This is a genomic window from Pantoea sp. M_10 (assembly GCF_008631515.1).
Classification (GTDB): Bacteria; Pseudomonadota; Gammaproteobacteria; order Enterobacterales; family Enterobacteriaceae; genus Pantoea; species Pantoea anthophila.
Genome location: NZ_VWUL01000001.1, coordinates 123,499 through 148,518 on the forward strand (window position 1 = coordinate 123,499; position 25,020 = coordinate 148,518).

General features: G+C 56.2%; 27 protein-coding genes, 1 pseudogene and 1 other annotated feature. Of the genes and pseudogenes, 9 read left to right on the top strand and 19 right to left on the bottom strand.

Annotation, left to right across the window (positions count from 1 at the left end):
- Positions 1-9 precede the first annotated feature (9 nt).
- Positions 10-333, bottom strand: a complete 324-nt coding sequence (locus tag F3I47_RS00630; RefSeq protein ID WP_009089915.1) for an HI1450 family dsDNA-mimic protein — start codon at positions 331-333, stop codon at positions 10-12.
- A 45-nt stretch (positions 334-378) separates the two neighbouring features.
- Complete coding sequence (gene cls, locus F3I47_RS00635) at positions 379-1,839, bottom strand: cardiolipin synthase (RefSeq protein ID WP_009089916.1); 1,461 nt, start codon at positions 1,837-1,839, stop codon at positions 379-381.
- A gap of 158 nt (positions 1,840-1,997) precedes the next feature.
- Between cls and F3I47_RS00640 the strand changes: the two genes are divergently transcribed.
- A complete protein-coding gene (locus F3I47_RS00640; RefSeq protein ID WP_128084052.1) occupies positions 1,998-2,171 on the top strand; it encodes a YciY family protein in 174 nt (57 codons plus the stop codon).
- Positions 2,172-2,249: 78 nt separating this feature from the next.
- Here F3I47_RS00640 and F3I47_RS00645 read toward each other — a convergent pair whose 3' ends face one another.
- Positions 2,250-2,567, bottom strand: a complete 318-nt coding sequence (locus F3I47_RS00645; protein WP_150029523.1) for a hypothetical protein — start codon at positions 2,565-2,567, stop codon at positions 2,250-2,252.
- Positions 2,568-2,911: 344 nt separating this feature from the next.
- On the opposite strand from F3I47_RS00645, the gene ycgZ reads away from it, so the two are divergent.
- Positions 2,912-3,154 (top strand): regulatory protein YcgZ, encoded by a 243-nt coding sequence (ycgZ, locus tag F3I47_RS00650; protein ID WP_009089921.1) that lies wholly within the window; start codon positions 2,912-2,914, stop codon positions 3,152-3,154.
- An 85-nt stretch (positions 3,155-3,239) separates the two neighbouring features.
- Here the strand turns inward: ycgZ and F3I47_RS00655 are convergent, their stop codons facing one another.
- Positions 3,240-3,425 (bottom strand): hypothetical protein, encoded by a 186-nt coding sequence (locus F3I47_RS00655; RefSeq protein WP_150029524.1) that lies wholly within the window; start codon positions 3,423-3,425, stop codon positions 3,240-3,242.
- A 71-nt stretch (positions 3,426-3,496) separates the two neighbouring features.
- Positions 3,497-3,793, bottom strand: coding sequence for a YciI family protein (locus F3I47_RS00660; protein WP_009089924.1), 297 nt, complete (start codon positions 3,791-3,793; stop codon positions 3,497-3,499).
- A 195-nt stretch (positions 3,794-3,988) separates the two neighbouring features.
- Here F3I47_RS00660 and tonB point away from each other — a divergent pair, with 195 nt between their 5' ends.
- The gene (tonB, locus tag F3I47_RS00665) at positions 3,989-4,744 is read left to right on the top strand and encodes a TonB system transport protein TonB (RefSeq protein ID WP_150029525.1); all 756 of its coding nucleotides are present in this window, start codon (positions 3,989-3,991) and stop codon (positions 4,742-4,744) included.
- Between the two features lie 35 nt (positions 4,745-4,779).
- Here tonB and yciA read toward each other — a convergent pair whose 3' ends face one another.
- Genes yciA through F3I47_RS00685 form a run of 4 tightly spaced genes read right to left on the bottom strand, consistent with a single transcriptional unit; the run spans position 4,780 to position 7,031 of the window.
- A complete protein-coding gene (yciA, locus tag F3I47_RS00670) occupies positions 4,780-5,202 on the bottom strand; it encodes an acyl-CoA thioester hydrolase YciA (protein ID WP_111207581.1) in 423 nt (140 codons plus the stop codon).
- 59 nt (positions 5,203-5,261) lie between these two features.
- Positions 5,262-5,801 (bottom strand): septation protein A, encoded by a 540-nt coding sequence (locus tag F3I47_RS00675; RefSeq protein ID WP_046101919.1) that lies wholly within the window; start codon positions 5,799-5,801, stop codon positions 5,262-5,264.
- A gap of 51 nt (positions 5,802-5,852) precedes the next feature.
- Positions 5,853-6,587 (bottom strand): YciC family protein, encoded by a 735-nt coding sequence (locus tag F3I47_RS00680; RefSeq protein WP_009089932.1) that lies wholly within the window; start codon positions 6,585-6,587, stop codon positions 5,853-5,855.
- Between the two features lie 27 nt (positions 6,588-6,614).
- Complete coding sequence (locus F3I47_RS00685) at positions 6,615-7,031, bottom strand: YkgJ family cysteine cluster protein (RefSeq protein WP_150029526.1); 417 nt, start codon at positions 7,029-7,031, stop codon at positions 6,615-6,617.
- Between the two features lie 253 nt (positions 7,032-7,284).
- On the opposite strand from F3I47_RS00685, the gene ompW reads away from it, so the two are divergent.
- Positions 7,285-7,917, top strand: coding sequence for an outer membrane protein OmpW (gene ompW, locus F3I47_RS00690; protein ID WP_009089935.1), 633 nt, complete (start codon positions 7,285-7,287; stop codon positions 7,915-7,917).
- Between the two features lie 49 nt (positions 7,918-7,966).
- Here ompW and F3I47_RS00695 read toward each other — a convergent pair whose 3' ends face one another.
- The 6 genes and pseudogenes from F3I47_RS00695 to F3I47_RS00725 form a co-directional block, all read right to left on the bottom strand.
- Positions 7,967-8,281: a BON domain-containing protein gene (locus tag F3I47_RS00695; protein WP_009089937.1), complete on the bottom strand. Its 315-nt coding sequence runs from the start codon at positions 8,279-8,281 to the stop codon at positions 7,967-7,969.
- Positions 8,282-8,430: 149 nt separating this feature from the next.
- Positions 8,431-9,234 (bottom strand): tryptophan synthase subunit alpha, encoded by an 804-nt coding sequence (trpA, locus tag F3I47_RS00700; protein WP_111207582.1) that lies wholly within the window; start codon positions 9,232-9,234, stop codon positions 8,431-8,433.
- Positions 9,234-10,424: a tryptophan synthase subunit beta gene (gene trpB, locus F3I47_RS00705; RefSeq protein WP_009089941.1), complete on the bottom strand. Its 1,191-nt coding sequence runs from the start codon at positions 10,422-10,424 to the stop codon at positions 9,234-9,236. The genes trpA and trpB overlap by 1 nt, the downstream gene beginning before the upstream one ends.
- A 45-nt stretch (positions 10,425-10,469) precedes the next feature.
- Positions 10,470-11,831 carry a bifunctional indole-3-glycerol-phosphate synthase TrpC/phosphoribosylanthranilate isomerase TrpF gene (gene trpCF / locus F3I47_RS00710; RefSeq protein WP_150029527.1) on the bottom strand — a complete coding sequence of 454 codons (1,362 nt, stop codon included), beginning with the start codon at positions 11,829-11,831 and terminating at the stop codon, positions 10,470-10,472.
- Positions 11,832-11,833: 2 nt separating this feature from the next.
- Positions 11,834-13,428, bottom strand: a pseudogene (gene trpD / locus F3I47_RS22415) (bifunctional anthranilate synthase glutamate amidotransferase component TrpG/anthranilate phosphoribosyltransferase TrpD).
- Positions 13,428-14,993, bottom strand: a complete 1,566-nt coding sequence (locus tag F3I47_RS00725) for an anthranilate synthase component 1 (protein ID WP_009089949.1) — start codon at positions 14,991-14,993, stop codon at positions 13,428-13,430. The pseudogene trpD and the gene F3I47_RS00725 overlap by 1 nt, the downstream one beginning before the upstream one ends.
- 23 nt (positions 14,994-15,016) lie before the next feature.
- Positions 15,017-15,118, bottom strand: a sequence feature (Trp leader region).
- Positions 15,119-15,238: 120 nt separating this feature from the next.
- On the opposite strand from F3I47_RS00725, the gene F3I47_RS00730 reads away from it, so the two are divergent.
- Both F3I47_RS00730 and F3I47_RS00735 read left to right on the top strand, forming a co-directional pair.
- Positions 15,239-16,156 (top strand): PHP domain-containing protein, encoded by a 918-nt coding sequence (locus F3I47_RS00730; protein WP_190311340.1) that lies wholly within the window; start codon positions 15,239-15,241, stop codon positions 16,154-16,156.
- A 12-nt stretch (positions 16,157-16,168) separates the two neighbouring features.
- On the top strand, positions 16,169-16,789 hold the full coding sequence (locus F3I47_RS00735) for an L-threonylcarbamoyladenylate synthase (RefSeq protein WP_009089952.1): 621 nt from the start codon (positions 16,169-16,171) through the stop codon (positions 16,787-16,789).
- A 10-nt stretch (positions 16,790-16,799) separates the two neighbouring features.
- Here F3I47_RS00735 and F3I47_RS00740 read toward each other — a convergent pair whose 3' ends face one another.
- Positions 16,800-17,447: a hypothetical protein gene (locus tag F3I47_RS00740; RefSeq protein WP_009089953.1), complete on the bottom strand. Its 648-nt coding sequence runs from the start codon at positions 17,445-17,447 to the stop codon at positions 16,800-16,802.
- A gap of 780 nt (positions 17,448-18,227) precedes the next feature.
- On the opposite strand from F3I47_RS00740, the gene rluB reads away from it, so the two are divergent.
- A complete protein-coding gene (gene rluB / locus F3I47_RS00745) occupies positions 18,228-19,118 on the top strand; it encodes a 23S rRNA pseudouridine(2605) synthase RluB (protein ID WP_058958472.1) in 891 nt (296 codons plus the stop codon).
- A gap of 53 nt (positions 19,119-19,171) precedes the next feature.
- On the opposite strand, the gene cobO is transcribed toward rluB, so the two are convergent.
- Entirely contained in the window at positions 19,172-19,762 is a 591-nt protein-coding gene (gene cobO, locus F3I47_RS00750) for a cob(I)yrinic acid a,c-diamide adenosyltransferase (RefSeq protein ID WP_140925463.1), read from the bottom strand.
- A complete protein-coding gene (locus F3I47_RS00755) occupies positions 19,762-20,523 on the bottom strand; it encodes a YciK family oxidoreductase (RefSeq protein WP_150029529.1) in 762 nt (253 codons plus the stop codon). The genes cobO and F3I47_RS00755 overlap by 1 nt, the downstream gene beginning before the upstream one ends.
- Before the next feature lie 173 nt (positions 20,524-20,696).
- Between F3I47_RS00755 and sohB the strand changes: the two genes are divergently transcribed.
- Positions 20,697-21,743, top strand: a complete 1,047-nt coding sequence (sohB, locus tag F3I47_RS00760; RefSeq protein ID WP_150029530.1) for a protease SohB — start codon at positions 20,697-20,699, stop codon at positions 21,741-21,743.
- 28 nt (positions 21,744-21,771) lie between these two features.
- Here sohB and F3I47_RS00765 read toward each other — a convergent pair whose 3' ends face one another.
- Positions 21,772-22,020: a YciN family protein gene (locus tag F3I47_RS00765; RefSeq protein WP_009089962.1), complete on the bottom strand. Its 249-nt coding sequence runs from the start codon at positions 22,018-22,020 to the stop codon at positions 21,772-21,774.
- 372 nt (positions 22,021-22,392) lie between these two features.
- Here F3I47_RS00765 and topA point away from each other — a divergent pair, with 372 nt between their 5' ends.
- On the top strand, positions 22,393-24,990 hold the full coding sequence (gene topA / locus F3I47_RS00770; RefSeq protein ID WP_058958471.1) for a type I DNA topoisomerase: 2,598 nt from the start codon (positions 22,393-22,395) through the stop codon (positions 24,988-24,990).
- The last annotated feature ends 30 nt before the right edge of the window (positions 24,991-25,020 follow it).

The following is a 25,020-nucleotide window of genomic DNA, read 5'->3' on the forward strand; positions in this document are numbered from 1 at the left end:
ATCGGCGGTCTATTCACGCCACAGGATATGACACAGCTTGTGATCTTTTTCACGGCACAGCAGCACGCGCGCAAAGACGTCGGTGATCGGCTCACCGTCCGCTTCACCCAGCCCAATCACCACCTCGGCGAAAAAGTCAGGGTTCAGATCGAAATCAACATGATCTTTCCAGTCTTCAGACGGGTCGAACAGCTCTGCGCCACCGCGCTCCTCAAACTGCAGATTGAAGAGAATGATGTCTGCCGGATCGAGATTGTCACCTGCCAGTTCGAGAAAAATATCGTAGGCCTGTTCCAGCGTTTCATCTTCGGTAAGGCGATTATTTAAATCCATAGTCTGTCCTGTCTGCCTGCGGCCATTTACACAATCTGGCTCGTTTTACAGTAAAGGGCTGAAGAAGTAAAACAGTCGTTCAACAATGCGCTGCCACCAGGCACGTTTTGCCCAGCGCTTACCCTCCAGCAGACGCGACCGCGCGATATAGTCATCCTGTACGCAGGCCAGGTCACTGCCGAAGCCCGCATCATCCACCACCAGCGTCACCTCGAAATTAAGCCATAAACTGCGCATATCGAGATTCACGGTGCCGACCAGGCTCAGCTGTCCGTCCACCAGCACGCTTTTGGTATGCAGCAGGCCATCTTCAAACTGGTAAATCTTCACGCCCGCCTCCAGCAATTCACTGAAGAAGGCGCGGCTGGCCCAGCCGACCAGCAGTGAGTCATTGTGACGCGGCAGGATCAGGCTGACGCTGACGCCACGCTGCGCCGCCGTGCAGATCGCATGCAGCAGGTCGTCGCTGGGCACAAAGTAGGGGGTCGTCATGATCAGTTGCTCACGCGCCGAATAGACGGCGGTCAGCAGGGCCTGATGGATCATATCTTCCGGAAAACCGGGACCGGAGGCGATCACCTGCACGGTGTGGCCGCTCTCCTGTTCAAACGGCATGATGTTGCGATCGGGCGGGGGAGGCAGAATGCGCTTACCGGTCTCGATTTCCCAGTCGCAGCTGAAAACGATCCCCATCGCGGTCGCGACCGGGCCTTCCATACGCGCCATCAGATCAATCCACTGACCCACACCGGCACTCTGTTTAAAGAAGCGGGGGTCGACCAGATTCATACTGCCGGTGTAGGCGATGTAGTTATCGATCAGCACGATTTTACGATGCTGGCGCAGATCCATCCGCCGCAGGAAGACGCGCAGCAGGCTCACCTGTAACGCTTCCACCACGTCAATGCCGGCGTTGCGCATCATGCCCGCCCAGGGGCTGCGGAAAAAGTTTACGCTGCCCGCTGAGTCCAGCAGCAGACGGCAGTGGACGCCACGGCGCGACGCCGCCATCAGCGATTCGGCAACTTCATCTGCCAGACCACCGGGGTGCCAGATGTAAAACACCATCTCGATATTATGGCGGGCCAGCTGGATGTCACGAATCAGTGCCTGCATCACATCATCGGCGCTGGTTAACAGTTGCAGCTGATTTCCCTTTACCCCGGCAATACCCTGCCGATGGTAGCAAAGCTCAAATAACGAGCGCGCGACGTCGCTGTGTTCCGTCGCGAAAATCTCGCGGCATTGCTTCAGATCGTTCAGCCAGCGGGCCGTTGACGGCCACATGGTGCGGGCGCGCTCCGCGCGACGTTTACCCAGGTGCAGTTCGCCAAAGGAGAGATAAGCGATAATGCCGACCAGCGGCAGAATATAGATAACCAGCAGCCAGGCCATCGCCGACGTGACAGCCCGGCGCTTTATCAGGATGCGCAGTGTGACACCGGCAATCAGCAGCCAGTAACCAAACAGCAGCAACCAGCTGATCAGCGTATAAAAAGTGGTCATAAAGTGGACATCCCGTTCGCGCTTCCGTCTGGCAAGTTTACGTGCAGATGACGGCTAACGAAACCTTTATCCCTGACGAGAATAATGAGAGAACAGATTGGGTATTGTCGCAGAGATCTCTATAATGCGGCGGCGTAGACGATGGCAGAGAGGAAGTGATGAAACGAAGCAGAAATGAAGTGGCACGCTGGAGAATGTTACGACAGGTTCACCGTCGCCGTTCACGCTGGCTGGAAGGGCAGTCACGCCGTTATAAACGCATCCATTGTATCCGCCACCAGCTGGCGCAGCAGCAGCGCCGATCGATTCTGTTCATCACGCAGATGGTTTAATTCCGCACCTCTTCAGCCCGCCCTGTAAGCCGATACCCTTTGAGGCAGCAGGCGGGCTGCGCATTATCCGGGGCACCCTTACGCTTCAAAAAAGCCCTGCTCGGCCAGTAACCGGCGTGCCTGAGCCTGCTCCTGAGGCGACGCTCCCCGATCGTTAACCTCGAGCATCAGACAGGGCATTGCGTTGCCCAGTGCCGCTGGCCGGCGATAGCCTTCCCGATCGTACCATTCATAACTCCACCGGCCTGATTTGCGCTGATAGTAGATCGTCAGCCAGGCAGAGCAGTTCGCCGGATAACCACTTAATACTTCTATTTTAGGATCGGCCAGCGCGGCAAGCCGGGATAAAAGCGTGTCAGCCAGAGTGAGAACCGGAACAGGATAGGTTTTATTCATAGTGAGCTCGCGACAGTGCGGTGCATCCATTCAGAGGTGTAAATCACGAATAGTAAATGTAGACAGAGGTAACAGATAAATCCTCTCGCCGGTCAAAAAAAGCCGTAAGTAAAAAGGATCAGGCGGAAAAGGGGCGCGTCTGAGGAGGCTGACAGGGGATGTGTACAAAGAGAAAAGAAATCTGTACAACTTTACATTGTTTTAAGTCTATGTATTAAATGAATTTAATGAAAAATGTCACGCTTTGGGTGATTTTTCGCGCTAAATACCTGTACAGGAGGGGCGTTTTTGTATAACTTTACCGCATCGCTTAGTAACTTTAACGACGCCTTTAAGGGACAATCATGCAGACTAACGTACATATTCCCGCTTCAGTTTCAGACATTACCGCCTATCTGCACAGTGCTGCACAGCCTTCACAGCAGGCGATCCTGGGGTCGGTTGTCACGGAAATTATTCGTTCCGGCCGCAGCCTGAACCGCAAAGCGATCTGCTCAAAACTGATTAGCCGCCTGCAGCATGTTACCAGCCCGGAAGAAGAACAGCACTATCACGCGCTGATTGGTCTGATTCTGGATCGCGGCTGATATAAAGATAACAGAGTATGAAGAACAGGACAGTCAATCAGCTGTCCTGTTCTTTAATGCCTTTTACCCTGTCGGCTATTTATGGTCAGCCGGGATGAAGTGGCTTCGTTATCATCAGCGTGACATTTACCAGCTGCAACGCTGCTGCCAGCACAATCAGCATAACGATCGTCTGTTTCTTACTGCGCCAGCCCTGCGTCCGCCAGAGATAAATAGCCCTGCCAAGCAGTAAAGCGATGACCAGCAGCAGCGCCAGAATAACAATCTGCATATTCCCTCTCTCTACGAAAAAAAATGGCTTCTGCGCCAGGCACAGAAGCCATTTTTAATACTCAGGTGCAATCAGAAGACGCGTTTGAACGGCTTAACCGCGACCTGACTATAGACGCCCGCCGCAATATAGGGATCATCCTGCGCCCAGGATTGCGCCGCTTCCAGCGACGGGAACTCCGCAATGACGGTGGAACCGGTAAAGCCCGCCACGCCGGGATCGTTACTGTCCACGGCAGGCATCGGGCCAGCGATAATCAGGCGTCCCTCTTCGTGAAGCAGTTTGAGCCGTGCCAGATGGGCAGGGCGCACGGCGTTACGCTTTTCCAGTGAATCTGCAGTATCTTCTGCATAAATGACGTAAAGCACTCAGGAACTCCCATTAACCAGAATTTTGCACACGTTAAGGGATTGCCCTTCAGAGTGCAAACGAAAACTCCGGCGGCTGGGAGGCGCAGCATAAAGGGCTAAATGCGCTTTTCTGATGGCCTGAAGGCGGGAGTTATTGAAACTGATTGCTATTTGCATTTAAAATCGCTGCTTCATTCAATCACTGCGACTGTTATGACCACGCTGACTATGCCCTTACCCAAACGCACGCCACTCTCCATGTTGCTGTCTGTTGTTCTGCATGGGGCCGTCATTGCCGGAATTCTGTATGCGTCATTCCAGCAGGTGACGGAAGTGCCAAAGGCCTCTCAGCCCATCAGCGTCACCATGGTTGCCCCGGAAGTTCAGCCCGAGCCTGCTCCGGCTGTTGTGCAGCCGCCTGCGCCTGAGCCGCAGCCACAACCTCAGCCAGAACCGGAACCTCAGCCGGCACCAGAACCGCCGAAAGCGGAACCGGTGCCGATACCAAAACCTGAGCCGAAGCCCAAACCAAAACCCAAACCTAAAACCGAGCACAAGCGGGAGAAACCTCTACGCGACGTGAAGCCGCGTCAGGAGAGTAAACCGCAGGATAATCCGTTCCGGCAGGAGGCGCCGGCGACCCAGACCCGCCCAGCCACTGCGCCAAAAGCGACGCCGTCACCGACAGCATCGGTATCAACCGGCCCGAAAGCGCTGAGCGTCAGTAAGCCAGGCTATCCTCAGCGCGCGTTTGCGCTGCGGGTTGAAGGGCGCGTGCGGGTGAAGTTTGACGTGGACAGTGACGGTCGGGTAGAGAACATTCAGATCCTCTCTGCAGAACCGCGCAATATGTTTGAGCGCGACGTCAGGCAGGCGATGAAAAAGTGGCGTTACCAGAGCGGTCGCCCGGGTCAGGGACTCACAATGAATATCGTCTTCAGGATTAAAGGCGGGGCCAGCATAGAATAAGAGGCCGGGTCAGGCGGAGATGCCTGACCCGTTTTTTATTCGCCGGGCTGCTGATTGGCGCGGCCGGCTGGCAGCGGACGGGAATTGCCTGCATTGTCCACGGCCACATAGATAAAGACCGCTTCGGTGGCACAATAAGTCTGTCCAATCGGCTCAGACGACACTTTCTTGATCCACACTTCGACGTTAATGGTCATCGAACTGTTGCCGGTCCGGATACAGCGCGCATGACAGCTCACGACATCCCCTACCGCCACCGGCTTCAGAAATGACATGCCGTCGACGCGTACCGTCACCACGCGGCCTTCCGCGATCTCTTTAGCCAGAATCGCGCCGCCCATATCCATCTGTGACATCAGCCAGCCACCAAAGATATCGCCGTTAGCGTTGGTGTCTGCCGGCATGGCGAGCGTACGCAGCACCATTTCACCTTGCGGTAATTTATGTTTTTCGCCCATTGCTTCCCGTTCTTATGCAGATGAATGCTGAAAAAAAGCCCGGCGAACCGGGCGGATGATTATTTTTGTTCCTGCTGCGGCATCTGTCGCCAGATATAGAGCCCGCTAAGCAGGGTAAACAGTAAGGTCAGACCGGTGAGACCAAACACTTTAAAGTTAACCCAAAATGCCTGGGATAACCAAAAGGCCACGTAGATGTTCACCAGGCCGCAAATCAGAAAGAAGAGTGCCCAGGCAACGTTCAGACGACGCCAGACCGCGTCCGGCAGCTGCAGCTCTTTACCCAGCATGCTCTGGATCAGCGGCTGCTTCATAAACCACTGGCTGTAGAGCAGGGCGAGCGCGAACAGGCTGTAGATGACCGTCACTTTCCACTTAATAAACTCATCGTTGTGGAACACCAGCGTCAGGGTGCCAAAGACCGCGACCAGCACAAAGGTGAAAATGGTCATCTTTTCCAGTCTGCGATAGAGCACCCAGCTGACGACCAGCGCCAGACCGGTCGCGACAATCAGTGCGCCCGAGGCGACAAAGATGTCATAGAGCTTATAGAAGATGAAAAAGACTACCAGGGGGAGAAAGTCGAGTAACTGCTTCATAGTGATTCCCGTCAGGGTTGCATGCCAGTGCGCCCGCAGGCGCACCGTCCGTCAACGTAACAGCATATAGAGCCGATAGAGATAGATGATCAACAGGGCTGAAACCAGATTGCCAGCCGCGGTAAAAATGACCGACGAAACATTCAGCGGCAGCACGGTCAGCGAAGCGAAGAAGAGCATCACGACCACTTTCGCCAGCAGCCAGAGCAGGATGGCGGGGGCGATCAGCTTCACGTTCTTCCAAGCCATGCGCATGCTGGCGCGCATGGCGGCAAACACGCCCATCTTCTCACTGGCAAGCATCACCGGCGCCAGTGACAGCAGGATCGTCAGCAGAATACCAGGGACTACCAGCACCATAAAGCCAAGCTGGGCCACCAGCGTCATCAGGAAGGTCAGCAGCAGCAGTCTGGGCAGCAGCGGCGCAGAAGTCCCGATAGCCCGCAAAGCGCTGACCCGCTGACCGGAAGAGACCATCGGAATCAGGCAGAGCATGCCGCCCAGCAGCAGCGTGTTACCCAACAGCGCAGCGAAGGTGCTGGCAGCCGAAGCCCGCAGCAGAACCTGCTGCTGTTCCGGCGACATGCTCTGCACTATCTCAAACAACGATCTGGCACTGTCGTCACCCTGCTGCAGAATGGCCATCTCATCGACACCAGGCGTCAGCACATGCACCAGCATGACAGTGATAAAAGCGGTCAGCAGCGACAGCAGCAGCAGGGTAGCCAGCTGATGTCGCGCAAAATTTCCAGTGTCACGGTATAACGAGCTTGCCGTGATAGACATGTACACTCCTTGGAGGAACCGGGTTAATTAACCCGGCGATTGTACATGTTCTGGCAGCTCACGGGCACCCGCTGTGGCATAACTTTCTGTCACGGCAGGTAAAGATGGCGAAAAAAGCGGGGGAAGGCCATAGCGGGCGCGGGCCCGATCGCAGGCTTCGTTATGAATGCCGCCTTCTCCTGACAGCGAGAACTCCCGACAGGGAGTGGGACGCTGCTCATAGATTCCGCATGAAACGCATCCGCCGATCTCTCCCTGCAGGGCGACACAGCGCGGGGTGCGATCGTTGGTGCCCCGCATGTTACGCATGAGCAGGCTGAGCGGCTCGGTCAGGTCGGTCGGCACCAGACCGCCCGCATCGTCGGCTTCCGCCCAGTAAAATGAGACGCGAAAATGGGCGCAGCAGGCGCCACAGCTGATACAAGGATTTAATGTGTCACTCATTTGATCACCCGCCCCTCCCGAGGCATCGAACCAAAATCAACCAGGAAGAGAAGCAAAATAGGGCCGCCGGAATTTTTCAGCAAGGGGAATTTGCGGGTGCCGAAGTGTGCCGAAATTGATCTAAATCAATTCATTGTTTTTTAAGCAATTTATCTGAAGCGTTCAGAGTGCAATTTCCTGTAAATCGCGTTAAATAACTGCCAGCAAAAAAATGATACCCCCCGCGACATCAACATTAAGCAAAGGAGTGATAATGAAACTGGCAAAATGCGCGATGCTGCTGGCGCTGGCTTTACCCCAGCTGGCGATGGCCCACGAAGCAGGCGACTTCTTTATGCGTGCCGGCAGTGCAACCGTACGACCCACCGAAGGCTCCGATAATGTATTAGGCATGGGGGAGTTCAGCGCCTCCAACGACACGCAGCTCGGCCTGACCTTTACCTATATGGCGACGGACAATATCGGGGTGGAACTTCTCGCCGCCACGCCGTTCCGTCACAAAGTGGGTCTTGGCCCGACCGGCACGCTGGCTACCGTGCGCCAGTTACCGCCGACGCTGATGGCGCAGTACTACTTCTTCGACAGCAAAAGCAAAGCCCGTCCCTACGTGGGCGTGGGCGTCAACTACACCACCTTCTATGATGCCGATTTCAACCAGACCGGTCGCGACGCAGGCCTGACCGATCTCAGCGTCAAGGATTCGTGGGGCGTGGCGGGTCAGGTCGGCCTGGATTATCAGATCAACCGCGACTGGATGCTGAATGCGTCGGTGTGGTACATGGATATCGACACGGAAGTGAAATTTAAAGCGGGAGGCGAGCAGCAGAACATCAATATGCGCATCGATCCGTGGGTCTTCTTCTTCGGGGCAGGTTACCGCTTCTGATGAGAAAAAGGCCGCTGATTCAGCGGCCTTTTTTGTGTCTGTAACAACGTTATTTAATCTGCATATTGTTCACGACAGATTTCACGCCCGGTACGCTGCGCGTTACCTGAACAGCACGATTAGCCATTTGTGGCGATGACACAAAACCGCTCAGCTGAACTTTACCCTTAAAGGTTTCTACGTTGATTTCAGTCGATTTCAGCGAGTCATCCTTCAGCAGTTCACCTTTCACTTTCGTGGTTACAACGGTGTCATCGATGTAGCCACCGGTTCCCTCTTTGGTTGCGGTTGGCGCACAGGCGCTCAGTGTCAGCGCAACCACACCCGCCAGTACAGCACCTGTCAGCAGTTTAACGAATTTCATTGCTTTCTCTCCCTGTCACAAAATGGATGCGACGTTACCGTAACGGCGCTTTGTCATTGTGGTGCAGATTCTGAAAAAAGGGCAAATGGCGGAATGAAAAAAAAGGAAACAAATCATGCCTTATCGCGTGATAAGGCATGCTGACAGGATTAACGACTGGCGGCTTTCAGGCGACTGACAAAGTTTTTCAGTTCGCTCAGCATCACGTCCGGCTCGGCGTGATGCTTCTCAATGATCCTGACAATGGCGGAACCGGAGATGGCACCGGCGGCACCGGCGGCAATCGCTTCCTTCACCTGCTCAGGTTCTGAGATACCAAAGCCCTGCAGTGGCGGAGCGGCATGGTATTCGCGCAGCTTGTCGATCAGGTGCTGTAGCGGCAGGCTGGCACGGTTTTCAGCCCCGGTCACCCCGGCACGCGACAGCAGGTAGGTGTAGCCCCGGCCGTGCGACGCGATCTCACGCAGCAGCGTATCGCTGGCATTGGGTGGACAGATAAAGATAGGGGCCACGCCGTGACGCAGCGCCGCCTGGCGGAACGGCGCCGACTCTTCAACCGGCACATCGGCGACCAGAACCGAATCGACACCGGCTTCGGCACAGCGTGCATAGAACGCATCCACGCCGTTGGTGAAGACCAGGTTGGCATACATCAGCAGGCCAATCGGCAGGTCAGGATATTTACGGCGGATTGTCGCCAGCATTTCAAAGCACTGGCTGGTGGTGGTGCCTGCGGCGAACGCACGTAAGGTCGCATTCTGAATGGTCGGGCCATCCGCCAGCGGGTCAGAGAAAGGAATGCCCAGCTCCAGCGCGTCCGCACCGCCTTCAACCAGCGCGTCAATCACGCGCAGGGAGAGCTCAGGTGAGGGGTCGCCCAGCGTGACAAAGGGGACGAAAGCGCCTTCGTTGCTGGCTGACAGGCGCGAAAACAGTTGATTATAACGTTCCATCAGATTTCCCCCTGCGCGGTCAGAATGTCGTGAACGGTGAAAATATCTTTATCGCCGCGGCCGGAAAGGTTAACCACAAGCAGCTGCTCTTTCTCCGGCTCCTCCTGAATCATCTTCAGGGCGTGCGCCAGGGCGTGAGAGGATTCCAGCGCCGGAATAATCCCTTCCGCCCGGCAGAGCTGTTTGAAGGCAGCCAGTGCTTCGTTATCGGTAACCGAGACGTAATCTGCCCGACCCGTGCTGTTCAGGTGCGCATGCTGAGGCCCGACCGACGGGAAGTCGAGACCGGCAGAGATGGAGTAGGATTCTTCAATCTGGCCATCTTCCGTCTGCATCATCGGCGCTTTCATGCCGAAGTAGATACCGACGCGACCATGCTTCAGCGGTGCGCCATGCTCGCCGGTTTCGATGCCGTGACCCGCAGGCTCAACGCCGATCAGTTTCACGCTGGTTTCATCAATAAAGTCAGCAAACATGCCGATAGCGTTGGAGCCCCCGCCCACGCAGGCGAGAATAGCGTCGGGCAGGCGACCCTCTCTTTCCAGAATCTGTTTTTTCGTCTCTTCGCCGATCATGCGCTGGAACTCACGCACGATAGTCGGGAAGGGGTGCGGACCCGCGGCGGTGCCGAGCATGTAGTGCGCCGTTTCATAGCTGCCAGACCAGTCGCGAAGCGCCTCGTTACAGGCATCTTTCAGCGTGGCAGAGCCGCTGTGAACCGGGATCACCTCCGCGCCCATCAGTCGCATACGGAAGACGTTAGGCGACTGACGCTCCACATCTTTCGCGCCCATGTAGATACGGCATTTCATGCCCAGCAGCGCACAGGCCAGTGCAGAGGCCACACCGTGCTGACCGGCGCCGGTCTCGGCGATAATTTCGTTTTTACCCATGCGCTTAGCCAGCAGTGCCTGACCCAGCACCTGGTTAGTTTTGTGCGCACCGCCGTGCAGCAGATCTTCTCGCTTAAGGTAGAGGCGCGTTTTTGTGCCTTTGGTCAGGTTTTTGCACAGCGTCAGCGCGGTCGGACGACCCGCATAGTTCTTCAGCAGTTCGGTAAACTCTTCCTGAAAGGCAGGATCTTTCTGCGCGTCGACAAACGCCTCTTCGAGCTGGCGCAGGGCAGGCATCAGGATCTGCGGAACATACATTCCGCCAAATTCGCCAAAGTAGGGATTCAGTAACGTCATCTTTTCTCTTCCTTTCTCAGGCCGCCGTCGGACAGGCCAGGCAAATCAGTACGCGCGCAGTGTCTGGAACACGGCGGCAATTTTACGGGCATCTTTGATGCCGGGCGCGCTTTCCACGCCAGAGTTGAAGTCAAGTCCGGCACAGCCCAGCTGCGCGGCTTCAACACAGTTGTCCGCACCGAGACCACCGGCCAGCAGTACATTATTCAGCGTCTGACCCTGCAACAGGGACCAGTCGAAACGCTGACCGGTACCACCGTTACCATTGTCAAACACATAACGGTCAACGTGTGGCCAGTCGCGCGCCGGGAGATGGCCTTCGATGCGCAGTGCCTTCCAGATCTGCACGGTGGCAGGCAGGGCGGCGCGCAGATCAGCGACAAACGCCGGCGTTTCATCGCCATGCAGCTGAACCGCAGAGAGAGAAAGGGCGCTGACCTGCGTGACAATGTCACTCACGCTGGCGTTCCGGAACACGCCAACGTAACGCATCGGGGCCGCGGCGATCACGCTCTGCGCCGTGGCGGTATCAATCTGACGCGGCGATCCTTCTGCAAAGATCAGACCACCAAAGAGTGCACCTGCTTCATAGGCGGCACGCGCATCTTCGGCACGGGTCAGGCCGCACACTTTGTTGCTGCCCAGGGTAACCCGACGCACCGCGGCTGTCAGGTCTGTCTCTTCCATCAGGGAGGAGCCGATCAGGAAACCATTGGCGAAGTGGCTCAGCTCGCGAATGTCCGCATAGCTGTTGATACCCGATTCACTGATCACCGTCACGCCATGCGACAGACGAGGCGCCAGCTGGCGGGTGCGGTTAAGGTCGATAGAGAGGTCGCGCAGATCGCGGTTGTTGATGCCCACCACTTTCGCCTGCAGGGCGATAGCACGCTCCAGCTCCTCTTCATTACTGACCTCAGTCAGAATGCCCATCTTCAGGCTGTGTGCCACCGCGGCCAGCTGACGATACTGCTCATCATCCAGAACCGACAGCATCAGCAGAATCGCATCCGCCTGATAGTAACGCGCCAGATAGATCTGGTAAGGATCGATAATAAAATCTTTGCACAGCACCGGCTGCGTGATGGCTGCGCTGACAATCGGCAGGAAAGCGAAGTCACCCTGAAAATATTTTTCATCGGTCAGCACAGAGACCGCTGACGCATAGTAGCGGTAGACCCCGGCAATCGCGGCCGGATCGAAGTCTTCGCGAATCACGCCTTTCGACGGAGAGGCCTTTTTACACTCCAGGATAAACGCGGTTCTGGCCCCCTGCAGCGCGTCGTAAAAATGACGGCTGGAAGGCTCAATGCTGTTCTGAAAGGTGGAGAGAGGCTGCTGCTGCTGACGGGCTTCAACCCAGATCGCTTTGTCCTGAACAATTTTTTCTAACACAGTGCCTTTCATGATTACCCTCTTGCTGCCAGTGCGACAACGCGCTCATAAGCCTGTCCGCTACGGATGGCGTTAAGCGCCTGCTGTGCGTTTTCACGCAGGTCTTCCTGACCAAATACTTTAAGCAACATCGCCACGTTAACGGCGACGGCTTCCTCATGAGCCTGCTGGCCATTACCCTGGAGTAAAGCTGTCAGAATGTCACGGTTTTCTTCCGGAGTGCCGCCCGCCAGCGCCTCTTTCGGGTGGAAGCCAAAGCCAAAGTCTTCAGGTGAGAGCTGATAACGGGTGATCTCCCCCTCGCGCAGCTCGGCGACGTGCGTCACATCGTGCAGGGCCACCTCATCCATACCGCCGCCGTGGACCACGGCTGCACGCTGGTAGCCCAGCACTTTCAGGGTCTGAGCAATCGGCATCACCAGTTCGGGGCTGTAAACACCAATCACCGCCAGCGGAGGACGCGCCGGGTTGATCAGCGGGCCAAGCACATTGAACAGCGTGCGGGTCTTCAGCTGCTGACGCACCGGCATCGCGTGGCGGAATCCGGTGTGATACTGCGGCGCAAACAGAAAGCAGACGTTAAGATCGTCCAGCGCCTTGCGCGCCCGGTCAGCAGGCATATCAAGATTGATGCCAAAGGCCGCCAGCAGGTCGGAGGAGCCCGATTTGCTGGAGACGCTGCGGTTGCCGTGCTTCGCCACCTTCAGACCGCAGGTCGCCGCGACCAGGGCGCTGGCAGTGGAGATATTGATGCTGTTGCTGCCGTCGCCGCCGGTGCCCACGATGTCGGCAAAGGTATAATCCGGGCGTGGGAACGGGCGGGCATCTTCCAGCAGCGCGGTCGCGGCCCCGGCAATCTCTTCCGGCGTTTCGCCCCGCACCTTCATGGCGATTAAGGCGGCGGCGAGCTGCGTCGGTTCCAGCTGGCCGGTGATAATGGCGCTGAACAGCTGATGACTCTCAGCCTGATTCAGCGTCTGCGCCTGGTAAAGTTTTTCCAGTGTCTGTTGCATAGTCATTCTCCCTGTTACTTCGCCAGCGCCCAGGCCAGCGTCTGCTCAAGCAGACGCGCGCCCTGAGAAGTCAGAATGGATTCAGGATGGAACTGGAACCCGCACACCCGGTCGGTCTCATGACGCACCGCCATTACCATCCCGTTGAAACTGGCGTTGACCGTCAGCTCATCCGGCGTGTTGCTGCCCACCAGTGAGTGGTAGCGCGCCACCGGCAGCGGATTGCTCAGGCCGGCAAACATTGCCTCACCGTCGTGGTCAATAGAGGAGGCTTTGCCGTGCAGGATCTCACCGGCCTGACCCACGTGGCCGCCGTAGGCTTCAACGATCGCCTGATGCCCCAGGCAGATGCCGATAATCGGCAACCGTCCTCGCAGTACCCGCAGTAACTCCGGCATACAACCGGCATCTTTTGGCGCGCCGGGGCCGGGCGAGAGCATCAGCACCGGGTCTTCCATCCGCTGCAGCTGCTCAATTAAGAGTTCCGCAGGCAGGTTGTTCCGGTAGATCACCACGTTGTGACCAAACGTCCGCAGCTGATCAACCAGGTTATAGGTAAATGAATCGATGTTATCGAGCAGCAGAATATCGGCCATCAGAAGATCTCCTTGCAGTGATGGGCAGTGGCGATAGCGCGCAGAACGGCGCGGGCTTTGTTGCGGCTCTCATCCGCTTCAGCCTGCGGATTGGAGTCCAGCACCACACCGGCACCCGCCTGGACGGTGGCCACGCCTTCTTCAACGTAGGCCGAACGGATCACGATGCAGGTATCGAGATCGCCGTGAGCCGTGAAGTAGCCCACCGCACCGCCGTAGCTGCCGCGGCGGGTGCGTTCCGCCCCGGCTATCAGCTGCATGGCGCGCACCTTCGGCGCACCGCTCAGGGTGCCCATGTTCATACAGGCGCGATAGGCATGCAGCACGTCAAGGTCGTCACGCAGCGTGCCCACAACGCGGGAGACCAGATGCATGACGAAAGAGTAACGGTCTACCTTAGTCAGGTCTGCCACGTAACGGCTGCCCGGCACGCAGATACGCGCCAGATCGTTGCGCGCCAGATCCACCAGCATCAGGTGTTCCGCCAGCTCTTTATGGTCGGTTCGCATCTCCAGCTCAATACGGCTGTCGAGATCGCGATCCAGCGAGCCATCTGCATGGCGGCCACGCGGGCGGGTACCGGCAATCGGGTAGATCTCAATCTGACGCGAGATGGCGTCATACTTCAGTGAACTCTCCGGCGAGGCACCAAACAGCGAGAAATCCTGATCCTGCATAAAGAACATGTAGGGGCTGGGATTGCTGTTCTTCAGCGTGTCATATGCCGCCAGCGGTGAAGGGCATGGCAGCGAGAAACGGCGTGAAGGGACGACCTGGAAAATTTCGCCGATGCGAATTGCCTGCTGCATGCTGCGCACCACGTCGCAATACTCTTCATCACTCTGGCTGGTGGTCAGCGTCATCTGCTCCACCTTTTGTACCGGCAGTACAGGTGCGGGCTGAAGCATCTGGCCATGCAGCTGCTCAATGCGGCGCTGCAGGCGCTGGAATTCGCTGGTGGACGGACAGAACAGGCTGGCCTGCAGACGTGCGCTGCGGCTCTGGTGATCGATCACCAGTAAGGTCTCGGCCAGGTAGAAGCAGTAGTCGGGGCAGCGCTGCTGATTATCCAGCGCTGGCAGGGTTTCAAAACCGGCAACCAGATCATAAGCAAAGAGACCGCCCAGCAGCACCGCTTCCCGTTCGTCGGCAGGGGCGTTAACCAGTTGCGGAATCAGACGCAGCGCGTCAAACACCGACAGGGCCTTGAGGCGGGAATCTTCATCCTGCTGCTGATCGCTGCTCTGCGGGAAGGTCAGGACACGGCCATCGGGACGCACCTGATTCATCACTGACGCGGGCAGGGCTTCATCCAGCAGCGGCAGCAGGGCGCGGCCATTTTCTGACAACGCCTGCACGGTGACTTCGCTGCCCAGTGCGCTGACGCGCAGCGCACTGTCGACGATCAGCAGGCTTTTCAGGTTGCGCTTGCTGTCGATATCAGCGGATTCGAGCAGCAGGGTTGCCGGACGTGCGCCGCACAGCTGGTGAAACACTGCGGCCGGATCTTCGCGGTAGGGCGCGGTGCCGGTAATCAACTTCACTGTAGGTTTCGCATTTGGCATGATGATTTCTCTGAATTTCGCTCAAAAAAAAGCCCGCTCGGTGGCGGGCTCAGGTATCTGCACAGCGTTTACGCAAAATGTGCACGACCGTGTCGCCCGGTTTCGGGAACATCGCGCCAGCCATGTAAATGCGTAATTGTAATCGCCATGATGAAATACCCGTTACGTGTGAACTTGTGTACTAGTTAACGGGTTCGGGGCGGAAATGTCAATACACTTTTTCACTGAGCGTTAAAATCGTTATCATGCTGGCCGGTTTAGTTTCAGCAGGAGTTCTCTTGAGCGATATCGCCCGTTTCCCGGTTTATGATCTACACAGCCACACGCGCGCCTCCGATGGTTTACTGACGCCCGCCGTGCTGGTGCAGCGCGCGGTAGAGATGCGGGTTGGCGTTCTGGCGATCACCGATCACGACAGCGTGGACGGGGTGAGCGAGGCGCAGCAGACCGCCCGTGACCAGGATCTGCCGATAAAAGTGCTGGCCGGTGCTGAGATTTCTACCCTGTGGGAGAATCATGAGATCCATATCGTGGGGCTGAACATTGATATTCATCATCCGGCGATGGTGACCTTTCTGGCGGGGCAGCTGGCCTGCCGGCAGCGGCGCGCGGAAGAGATTGGTGAGCGGCTGGCGAAGGCACGTATTCCCGACGCGCTGGCGGGGGCGACCCGACTGGCCGGGGGCGGCATCATTACCCGCGGACACTTTGCCCGCTTCCTGATAGAGCAGGGCAAAGCCGGTGACATGGCCCAGGTTTTCAAAAATTATCTGGCGCGAGGCAAAACCGGCTACGTGCCGCCACAATGGTGTACAATTAAACAAGCCATTGATGCGATTCATCATTCTGGTGGTTGCGCCGTGCTGGCTCATCCGGGCCGGTATGGTTTATCGGCGAAGTGGCTGAAACGGCTGATCGCCCACTTCCGCGAAGCGGGGGGCGATGCCATGGAAGTGGCACAGTGCCAGCAGCCACCCAATGAGCGCACGCAACTGGCGCAGTACGCCAGAGAGAATGAGCTGGCCGCATCGCAAGGTTCAGATTTTCATCAACCCTGCCCGTGGATTGAGCTGGGCCGCAAACTCTGGCTGCCCGGCGACGTTGAGCCGGTCTGGGAACGCTTTCCGGACCTCGCTCCCGCAGTGGCAATCACGGAAAGGTGACACGAGGTTTCTATGAGTCAACTGTTTCATATTCATCCGGACAATCCGCAGCCGCGCCTGATCAATCAGGCGGTCGACTACCTGAACAAAGGCAGCGTCATCGTCTATCCCACCGATTCCGGCTATGCGCTGGGCTGCCGGCTGGAAGAGAAGGGCGCGATGGAGCGTATCTGCCGTATCCGTCAGCTCGATGGACACCACAATTTCACCCTGATGTGCCGCGACCTCTCCGAGCTGTCGGTCTATTCTCAGGTGGGAAATTCGGCCTTTCGCCTGCTGAAAAACAACACGCCAGGTAACTACACCTTTATTCTTAAGGCGACTAAAGAGGTGCCACGCCGTCTGATGAACGAAAAGCGTAAGACCATTGGTCTGCGTGTGCCGTCCAATCCGGTGGCGCTGGCGCTGCTGGAAGCCCTGAATCAGCCGATGATGTCGACCTCGTTAATCCTGCCGGGCAACGATTTTACGGAATCCGATCCGGAGGAGATTCAGCACACCATTGGCAAGCTGGTCGATCTGATCATCGATGGCGGAACGCTGGGGCAGCAGCCGACCACGGTGGTCGATCTGACCACCGATACGCCGGAAATTGTGCGTGAAGGTGTGGGTGATACCCGCCCGTTCCTGTAATCAATAAGGCTCAGACACCGCGCGTCGGTGTCGGGGCCAGATTTGACTGCAACCAGCTTTTAAACTGGCCGTAGGGAATATAAAGTGAAACGTCTTTCAGGATCACTTTCCCGTTACGGCCATTTTTAATGGCATCGGAATAACCGACAATCACGCCGCTCAGCGTTTCATCGCGGTTATAAACACCGCCGCCCGACATTCCCTGAACCACGCCTGCATTAGAGGCCATCGCAATGCAGGGACTTTTATTCCATTTATTCCGAATAGCCGTGCGGGCTAAATTCACCCCCGTCGACTCTACCGGCATCGCGGAAATAAAGCTGTATCCGTACATTTTAACGGGATCGCCAATATCACCACTGCGGAATTTTGCCAGGGTGGTGGCATCATTCTTGTGATAAATAATCGCAAGGTCGCAATAGGGATGATAAGACTTCACGCGCTGCACGGCGGTTTTGGCGACGTGCGCTGCGGTAAGGCTATATTCAGGCGTCAGTGGGATGCTGGTGCCCAGTGTGCCGAACCCGAGGATCGTCGGGATGCCGGTCACGCTCATATCTACGTGCTGCATCGCCGTACGACTGTACTCAGTGTGGCCCACGGAACACCCGCTCAGCACCAGTGCAGCCAGCACCGGGCACAGAAACAGGTTTCTCATGATGGCATTCTTTATTCCGGCATGTCGCAAAATCCCTGGTGAAGACTTATGACATGCAAGCAAGGTTCATCAGTGAACCGTATTAACGCAACAATTCCGGATGCGCCGGTTTATTGGATTATCTGAAAACACGATTTTTATTAACGAATAACAAAGGGTCGTACCGTTATGATGCAGGACCATGAAATTTCAGGTGCTGCTTTTTTATTGTGCTGCTGAGAGAAAGTGTATCAGCTTAATAGTGTCAGACAATTTATTAAAGCTAATAAGAATTAAAAAAACCTGAAAATAAGGTTTTAACAGAATCTGCATTAGGAATAATCTTGCTGAAGCGATTTATTCGGTTTGACAGGTTGACTAAAGGCAATTGGGCGGATTTTTGTGCTGCCTTTGAGGGGGAAGCCAGAGGATTAGATTCGCAGAAAGATCTTTGGAAGTTTAAGATAGTGTTAAGTTTTTGATCGTTACGGCCTCTTTTCATTGCCCCGCCAGTGTTTATAAAATTTAATTTTCTTCAGCTATAAAGTTTTCGCTAATGCCGTTTTATTCAGTATATTTCCTTAACTGAGTCTGCTGTTATTTTAATCAGGCATGTAAATAATGAGGAATATCATTATCCGGTCTCTATGCTTTTTTATCGGCTATTTACAGAAGCACAAAGGGCGTTACATCGCGGTTAAATGCCTGTATAATGGGCCAAAGTTAATAGGTTAACCTGTTGATAAAGAAAGAATTATCACCCTGCCATGACGCCTGGGAAGGCGACAAAGAGGAAGCTCAATGAGCGAAAAGTTACAGAAAGTCTTAGCGCGTGCCGGTCATGGCTCGCGTCGTGAAATCGAATCAATGATTGCCGCTGGCCGTGTCAGCGTCGACGGAAAGATCGCCACCCTGGGCGACCGTGTCGAAAGCAGCAAATCCCTGAAAATCCGTATTGATGGCCATCTGGTTTCGATTGCTGAATCAGCAACCGAAGTCTGCCGCGTGCTGGCCTATTACAAACCAGAAGGTGAACTCTGTACCCGCAGCGATCCTGAAGGGCGCCCGACGGTCTTCGATCGCCTGCCGCGTCTGCGCGGTTCACGCTGGATTGCCGTCGGCCGTCTGGATGTGAACACCTGTGGTCTGATGCTGTTCACCACGGACGGTGAGCTGGCGAACCGTCTGATGCATCCCAGCCGTGAAGTGGAACGTGAATATGCGGTGCGCGTCTTTGGCCAGGTGGATGATGATAAAATTCGTCAGCTGAGCAAGGGCGTTCAGCTGGAGGATGGCCCGGCTGCGTTCAAAACCCTGCGTTTTGGCGGCGGAGAAGGGATCAACCAGTGGTATAACGTGACCCTGACCGAAGGACGTAACCGTGAAGTGCGTCGGTTATGGGAAGCGGTCGGTGTCCAGGTCAGCCGTCTGATGCGCGTTCGCTATGGCGATATTACCTTACCGAAAGGCCTGCCGCGCGGCGGCTGGACGGAGCTGGATCTGCCAGCGGTAAACTATCTGCGCAACCTGGTGGAAATGGATGATGAGACGGTGACCAAACTGGTCGTTGAGAAAGATCGTCGTCGCACCAAAGCAAACCAGATCCGTCGTGCGGTGAAACGCCACAGCAAAGTCAGCTCGACCCCTCGTACGCCGCGCCGCAATCCGGGCAGCAAACGCAATTCCGGTTAATTATGCCGGCAGGATAAAAAAACGCAGCCTCCGGGCTGCGTTTTCTTTTTCTGTCACCAGTCGATACCCTGCTGGGCCTGTATACCGGCATCAAAGGCGTGCTTAACCGGGCGCATCTCCGTCACGGTATCGGCCATCTCAGTCAGGGTGCGGTGACAGCCGCGTCCGGTAATAATGACGCTCTGCTGCGCCGGGCGCTGCTGCAGCGCGGCGATCAGCGCCTCCAGCGGCAGATAACCCATGCTCACCATATAGGTAATTTCGTCCAGTACCACCAGATCGATCTGAGCATCGGCCAGCATCCGCTGGGCATGCTGCCAGACTGCCAGACAGGCGGTGGTGTCCGTCTCACGGTTTTGCGTCTCCCAGGTAAAGCCGGTGGCCATAACCTGAAATTCCACCCCGTGCTGCTCCAGCAGGTTTCGCTCGCCGTTCGGCCAGTCACCCTTGATGAACTGGACCACCGCCACGCGCTTGCCATGGCCGGTGGCGCGCAATGCCGTGCCGAAGGCCGCAGTTGTTTTGCCTTTGCCGTTGCCGGTAAACACCATCAGAATGCCGCGAACCGCTGTCGCGGCGGCGATGCGCGCATCCACCTGCTCTTTCAGGCGCTGCTGACGCTGCTGATGACGATCGTCAGCCATTATTCCGCGGCTCCGGGTTTTCTGCCCGGCTGCGCATCGAAGCTCATCCCGGTCTTGCGGCGGCTGTCATCGCCCATCAGATAGAGGTAGAGCGGCATCAGATCGGCAGGCGTTTTCAGTTTATTTGCATCTTCCTGCGGGAAGGCGCTGGCGCGCATTTTGGTTCGCGTGCCGCCCGGATTGATACAGTTCACCCGCAGCGACTGGCTCTTATACTCATCCGCCAGCACCTGCATCATTCCTTCCGTTGCAAATTTAGAGACCGCATAAGCGCCCCAGCCGGCACGACCGGTGCGGCCCACGCTGGAGGTGGTGAATACCAGCGAACCCGCCTCTGACTTCAGCAGCAGCGGCAACAGGGCCTGAGTCAGGAAGAAAGTGGCATCCAGATTGACATCCATCACCTGACGCCAGATCTGCGGATCGAGTTCAGCCAGCGGCACGATTTCACCGAGCAGACCGGCATTATGCAGCACGCCGTCGAGACGCGGAAACTGTTGCGCCAGCTGGTCGGCAACCTGCTGGCAGCGTTCTGGTGTGGCCTCGGCCAGGTCCAGCACCACCTGGTGAGCAGGGCGTTTATTGAGTTGATTGATCGACATTCTGACCTGTTCGAGTTTTTCCGGGTTGCGGCCCATCAGGATCACTTCTGCGCCATAGCGGGCATAGGTCAGCGCCGCTTCCTGGCCGATGCCATCTGACGCGCCCGTGACCAGAATAATACGATGATTGAGCAGGTCACTTTTCGGTTGATAATGCACAGCGGGGTCCTCCGGCGAAAACAGCATGATTCCGCTTTATGCCTGAATTTACGAATGGGTGCAATCGCCAGCCCGCGCAATCTGTGCCAGCTGCTGGCATTTCAGGCGACGAGGCAGGGTAAAACGGCTAAACTGGCGAACTGTTTTTGATTCTTTTTTACTAAGGCGACCTGATGGATTTTATTTCAACGTATGGACTCTTTTTAGCGAAAGCGGTGACGCTGGTGGTTGCGGTCGCGGCGATTGTCATGATTGTGATGAATGCGGCACTGCGTAAACGCTCGCAAAGTGGTCAGCTGCGCCTGACCCATCTGGGTGATGACTATCAACAGATGAAAGAAGATCTGCAGCTGGCAAAAATGAAACCGCAGGCGCAGAAGGTCTGGCTGAAAAACCATAAAAAGAGCGAAAAGCTGAAAGCCAAAGCGGAAAAGCAGGCGGCGAAGCAGGGTGCGCGCGGGGGCGAGAAGCCGACGCTTTATGTGCTTGATTTCAAAGGTAGCATGGATGCCAGTGAGGTTACGTCACTGCGTGAAGAGATTTCAGCCGTGCTGGCAGTGCAGCAACCGGGCGATGAAGTGCTGCTGCGTCTGGAAAGCCCTGGCGGTGTGGTGCATGGCTATGGTCTGGCCGCGTCGCAGCTGCAGCGTCTGCGCGATCACGGGCTGCGCATCACCGCGACCGTGGACAAAGTGGCAGCCAGCGGCGGATATATGATGGCCTGTGTGGCCGATCGCATTGTGGCGGCCCCGTTCTCCATTATTGGTTCAATCGGTGTGGTGGCCCAGATCCCTAACTTCAACCGTCTGCTGAAGCGCAATGACATCGATATTGAGCTGCACACGGCCGGTCAGTACAAGCGAACGCTGACGCTGTTTGGCGAGAACAGCGAAGAAGGGCGGGAGAAATTCCAGCAGGATCTCGACGAAACGCACCTGCTGTTCAAGCAGTTTGTGCATCAGATGCGCCCGTCGCTGGATATTGATAAGGTCGCGACCGGTGAACACTGGTATGGCCGCCAGGCGCTGGATCTGGGGCTGATTGATGAGATCGGCACCAGCGATGATTTAATCATCCGCCAGATGGATCAGTTCAACGTGCTGGGGGTGCACTTCGCCCGCCGTCGTAAAATGATGGATCGCTTTACTCAGAGCGCGGGCTCGGTGGCAGAGCGTCTGCTGCTGAAACTCTGGCAGCGCGGCGAAAAGCCGCTGCTGTGATGCGAAACCCGGCCTGTGCCGGGTTTTTTTATTCCAGGTGATAGTGCGGCGACAGGACCACCGCGAGATGTTTGAAGACGTTAAACACCGCCGTGGTTTTAGCCGTCGGCAATCCCTGATCGTCGAGAAAAAACGGGCCGCGAAAAACCAGCACATCACCCTGCTGACTGACGTCATCCGCCTGCATGCCCGCTAAATAATCATCATGTTCTTTAATCAGGGCGTTGGCCTTTTCCAGCAACGCCTGGCGGGAAATAGCCTGGGTCGGTGTCTGCATTTATTTGCTCCTTTTTTGACAGCACTCGAATCCTTTCTATATTACTGACGAGTCTGCTGGCATGACAACCCGCTCTGACCGATGAAAACCTGGCGTAACGACGGGCTGAATGCTAATTAAGTTGCGTAACAGATTTTATCAGGTAGAGTGTGGGCGATTCCGATTTCAGGGATTTTGCACCAGGATGTGCGAAGAGTTCAGATGGAAAAATCATGCTTTATCATGCAGTTGCATTTAGCCGGATCATCTGTTCTGAGATTGACCCCTCCGCCTTGAAATGTTAGACAGGCGCAGCAATATTGAACCCGATGGGTTTTTGGGCATCCAATCCTCTCCCGTTAAGCAGGATGTTTTCATTAGGTAAAGGTAAATATGGGTAAAGCACTCGTTATTGTTGAGTCCCCGGCAAAGGCCAAAACAATCAATAAATATCTGGGCAATGACTACGTGGTGAAATCCAGCGTGGGTCATATCCGGGATCTGCCGACCAGTGGTTCAACCGCAAAGAAAAGTGCTGACGCCTCGACAGATAAGAAAGTCAAAAAAGTTAAAAAAGATGAGAAAGCCGCCCTCGTCAGCCGCATGGGTGTTGACCCCTATCATGGCTGGGAAGCGGATTATCAGATCCTGCCCGGCAAAGAGAAGGTGGTGGCAGAACTGAAGGCGCTGGCCGCCAATGCTGACCACATCTATCTCGCAACCGACCTTGACCGCGAAGGGGAAGCCATTGCCTGGCACCTGCGGGAAGTGATCGGAGGCGATGACTCACGCTTCAGCCGCGTGGTGTTCAACGAAATTACCAAAAATGCGATTCGTCAGGCGTTTGAAAAGCCGGGCGAACTCAACATCGACCGGGTTAATGCTCAGCAGGCGCGCCGCTTTATGGACCGCGTGGTGGGTTACATGGTGTCACCGCTGCTGTGGAAAAAGATCGCCCGTGGCCTCTCAGCCGGTCGTGTGCAGTCAGTGGCCGTTCGCCTGGTAGTGGAACGTGAACGTGAAATTAAAGCCTTTGTTCCCGAAGAGTACTGGGAAGTTAATGCCGCGCTGACCACGCCAAACGGCGATGAGCTGTCGATGGATGTGACACACCGCGGCGACAAGGTATTCCGCCCGGTCAACCGTGACGAAACTTACGCCGCAGTGGCGCTGCTGGAAAAAGCGCGCTTTGAAATTGTGGATCGTGAAGATAAGCCGACCAGCAGTAAGCCGGGTGCGCCCTATATCACCTCGACGCTGCAGCAGGCGGCCAGCACCCGTCTGGGCTTTGGCGTTAAAAAGACCATGATGATGGCGCAGCGCCTCTACGAAGCGGGTCACATCACCTACATGCGTACCGATTCGACCAACCTGAGTCAGGATGCGGTGGCCATGGCGCGGGGCTACATCGAAAACAACTTCGGTAAAAAATATCTGCCAGACAGCCCCGTCACTTACGCCAGCAAAGAGAACTCTCAGGAAGCGCACGAAGCGATTCGTCCTTCCGATGTGGAAGTCGTGGCGGAAAAACTGAAGGATATGGAAGCGGATGCGCAGAAGCTCTATCAGCTGATCTGGCGTCAGTTTGTCGCCTGCCAGATGACCCCGGCCAAATATGATTCCAGCACCATCACGGCCGCCGCCGGTGAGTTTAAACTCAAAGCGAAAGGCCGTATTCTGCGCTTCGACGGCTGGACTAAAGTGATGCCTGCGTTGCGTAAGAACGATGAAGATCGCACGCTGCCTGCGGTCAGTGTGGGGGATAGCCTCGACCTGCAACAGCTGCTGCCGGGTCAGCACTTCACCAAGCCACCGGCACGCTTCAGCGAAGCCTCGCTGGTGCGTGAGCTGGAGAAGCGCGGTATCGGCCGTCCGTCGACCTACGCCGCCATTACCTCGACCATTCAGGATCGTGGCTATGTCCGGGTAGAAAACCGCCGTTTCTATGCGGAAAAAATGGGTGAAATCGTCACCGATCGTCTGGAAGAGAACTTCCGCGAGCTGATGAACTACGATTTCACCGCGCGCATGGAGGACAGCCTGGACCAGGTCGCCAATAACCAGGCGAAATGGAAAGCGGTGCTGGACCACTTCTTCAGCGACTTTACCGAGCAGCTTGAAAAAGCTGAAAAAGATCCTGAAGAGGGCGGCATGCAGCCCAATCAGATGGTGCTGACCTCGATTGACTGTCCGACCTGTAGCCGTCCGATGGGGATCCGCACCGCCAGCACCGGTGTCTTCCTGGGCTGTTCCGGCTATGCGCTGCCTCCGAAAGAGCGCTGCAAGCAGACCATCAACCTGATTCCGGAAAACGAAGTTCTGAACATTCTGGAAGGGGACGATGCCGAAACCAACGCCCTGCGTGCCCGTCGTCGCTGCCAGAAGTGCGGCACAGCGATGGACAGCTACCTGATCGACAATGAACGCAAACTGCACGTCTGTGGTAATAACCCGGAGTGTGATGGGTACGAAATCGAGAAAGGCGAGTTCCGCATTAAGGGTTATGACGGCCCGGTCGTAGAGTGCGAGAAGTGCGGTTCGGAGATGCATCTGAAGATGGGACGCTTTGGCAAGTACATGGCGTGTACCAACGAAGAGTGTAAAAACACCCGCAAAATTCTGCGCAGTGGGGAAGTGGCGCCACCGAAAGAAGATCCGGTGCCGCTGCCTGAGCTGGCGTGTGAGAAGTCAGATGCCTACTTCGTGTTGCGCGACGGGGCGGCGGGCGTCTTCCTGGCAGCCAATACGTTCCCGAAATCGCGCGAAACCCGTGCGCCGCTGGTGGAAGAGCTGCTGCGCTTCAAAGATCGTCTGCCTGAGAAGCTGAAATATCTGGCAGACGCGCCGGTCGCCGATCCGGAAGGGAATAAAACGCTGGTGCGGTTCAGCCGCAAGACTAAGCAGCAGTATGTCTCCTCAGAAAAAGAGGGTAAAGCCACCGGCTGGTCAGCCTTCTTTATTGATGGCCAATGGCAGGAAGCGAAAAAGTAATCTTATCAGGCCAGCGTTCGCTGGCCTTTT